This window comes from Pseudacidovorax intermedius (genome assembly GCF_001476815.1).
Classification (GTDB): Bacteria; Pseudomonadota; Gammaproteobacteria; order Burkholderiales; family Burkholderiaceae_C; genus Xenophilus; species Xenophilus intermedius_A.
Window position 1 is genome coordinate 1 of sequence record NZ_LDSL01000252.1, and the last position, 2,519, is coordinate 2,519.

3 protein-coding genes are annotated in these 2,519 nt (G+C 61.7%); all 3 read right to left on the reverse strand.

The features are described 5' to 3' along the window. Positions 1-106 precede the first annotated feature (106 nt). On the reverse strand, positions 107-988 hold the full coding sequence (locus tag NS331_RS25015; protein ID WP_153013064.1) for a fimbrial biogenesis chaperone: 882 nt from the start codon (positions 986-988) through the stop codon (positions 107-109). 152 nt (positions 989-1,140) lie between these two features. Continuing rightward, a complete protein-coding gene (locus NS331_RS26470; protein ID WP_153013065.1) occupies positions 1,141-1,710 on the reverse strand; it encodes a hypothetical protein in 570 nt (189 codons plus the stop codon). A 185-nt stretch (positions 1,711-1,895) separates the two neighbouring features. Next, the gene (locus NS331_RS25020; protein WP_058644603.1) at positions 1,896-2,327 is read right to left on the reverse strand and encodes a hypothetical protein; all 432 of its coding nucleotides are present in this window, start codon (positions 2,325-2,327) and stop codon (positions 1,896-1,898) included. Positions 2,328-2,519: the final 192 nt, after the last annotated feature.

A 2,519-nucleotide genomic window follows, 5' to 3' on the forward strand; every position in this document is an offset into this window, starting at 1 on the left:
CGACAGCGGCGTCAGCGCGCAGGCGGCCGACAGCCAGGCCGAGAGCCGGCGCGAGGGCAGGGCGGGCGAAACGTGCGACGGGCGGGCTCGGGTCATGGCAGCGCGTTCAGGGACGGGCGGCCGGGGCCACGGGGGTTGCAGGGATAGAAGCCGTTGCGGCCGCATCGCGTGCGCCGGGCTGGGGCCGTTGCGGCATGGGCAGGTACAGTACCGCCGCGCGGTCGCCCTGGTTCAGGCCGTCGTACGCCAGCACGCCGATGAGGTCACCGGGCGCGGGGCTGAGGCTCTTGAGCGAGAGTGGCACCGTCTCGCCCGGCAGCATCGACTGCTTGGGGAATTCGGGCAGGGGCTTGCAGCGCACCAGCTCGGGCTTGCTGGCGGGGCACAGGCCGCCTTGGTCCAGGTAGATGTGGTGGCCGGAGTCGTTGGTGAGCGTGTAGCCGCTGGCGGTGGGCTGCAGCTGGAACTGGTCGGTGGCCAGCGGCGGGAAGGCGCGGCGGTTGACGGTGACCAGGGCTTCGAAGCCGAGAAGGTAGGCGCTTTGCATGGAGCGGCGCTGCTGTTCGTCGGCGCGGATGTTGGAGATGTCGACGAATTTGACGTAGTAGCTTTGGGAATCCGCTGTCATCTTGTGCGGGTCGGCGACGACGCGGGCCGTGAACGCATTGCCAGGGGCCAGGACGAATTCTTCGGGGTAGACCTGCAAGGCGCCGTTTTGCACAGGGCGGCGCTCGCGTTTGCCGTCGACAACCAGCACTTGTTCGGCACTGCTCTTGACGTAGATGGGCGCATTGCTAGTGTTGTGTATAACCAGCGTGCCAATGAATCGATTCTTGGCGTCGAGGTTCATCATGATTGTCTGCAGATACCAAGTCTCGGGCTTTTCGTATTTATTCTCAGAATTTGCAAATGAATAGCAAGAAAAAATACTGGAGGCAAAAAAGAAAAATGTGATTCTAAGAAAATTCAAGGAAATTTTATTGATCATTATTCAAATTCCCACAGTGATGCCTATCATGAGTCTGCTGAGCTAGCTTGCGTTTGAATATCAACTGCCAATCTTTTGCTAAAAATCCAGGTCTGAATAAAACCAGGCCTGGATTTTTGTTAAAGCATTAGCTTTGAAGACGCAAGATTCAATTAGATCGGCGTCGCAACGACGGTAACCGTGTCGGTGTAAATCTTGGTGCCCACGGGCAGGGCTGCGCCGCCTTGCACCACGATAGACTTCATAAGGGCGCCCGCGCCACAGGAACTTGCGGCGGTAACCGTGCTTGCTGCGGGCACGGTCAGACCAGTGGTGTCGAGGCTCGTATCAACTACGCTATTGGCGTCACCTTGTACACCGGTCGACAGCACATATTCCAACGTGCTGCCGTCTGCTGCCTTGGCCAGCAGCCCATTGCCTGCCGAGGAACTTCCCTTACCATTTGCCGAGGTAAAGGTGAGCTTTACAGAGCCTCCGCCAGTGTCGACGACGCAATATTGATCCTGCGCGCCTGGCAGAAAGCCATACTTGGTATAAGCGTTGCCGGAGTTCGGCGTCACCAATGCATCTTGGAGACCGAGCACTTGTACTTGGCGCGGGTTGCTATTGAAAGTGTTGGTAAACGATCCAGTCGACGTTGCACCCAAGGTGCCTTGGGTCGCGGCGGCCGCAATGCCAGAAACAGCAGCCAGGGCCAGGAAGGCCAGTTTGAATTTACGCATGTGAATTACTCCAAAATTCCATATGGAACAAAAAATGATGAGGTGAATTTCCCCCCATCCCTATCCGCCCGGCGGCTGCTGCGGCAGCCGTCGGGCAGACCTCTGCGTGCCGGCAATGACCTGCCGCCACGACTGAATTCGCTGCACTGCCCCGGGAATGCCGGGCAGAACAATGTTCTATTTGGCTATTGCGGCGACGCCACCACCGTCACCACATCCGTGTACGGCCCGCCCCCCGCCGGCACGCTGCCGGTCGGCGCAATCGACTTGGTCACGTTGCCGCTGCCGCAGGCGCTGCTGTCCCGCGCCGTCCTGCCCGCCGCCAATACGAAGGTCGCCGTGCCCGAGCGCGACACCTGCACCTCGGCACTGCCGTCGCTGTTGGCCACGAACTGCTGGTACGCCATGCCGGTGCCGGCGGTGTTCTTGGCCAGCCAGCTCTGGCCATCACTCGCCGCGCCGTTGCCGCTGCTGAACGCCAGCGACACGGCCTTGCCGTCCGCGCTCACGATGCAGAAGTTGTCCGCCTGCCGTGCGGTGGCCGTCTTCGCGGAGACCGGGGCGGCGGCGGGGCCCAGCGCACGGTCGGACAGGCCGACGATCTGGACCTGCGCCATGCACGGGCCCGTGGCGGCCGACAAGAGCGCAAGTGCCGCACAGAGCTGCCTGGCTGTTCGAGATGGCTTCGCGCCAGTCAGGCGTGCCCGCGCAGCACCCGCAGCGGCACGGCCGAATCGCCGTGCACGAAGGTACGTCTTGGCATGGCCGAAATCGGGGTGCGATGCCTCAAGACCGCACTCTGGGTGGCG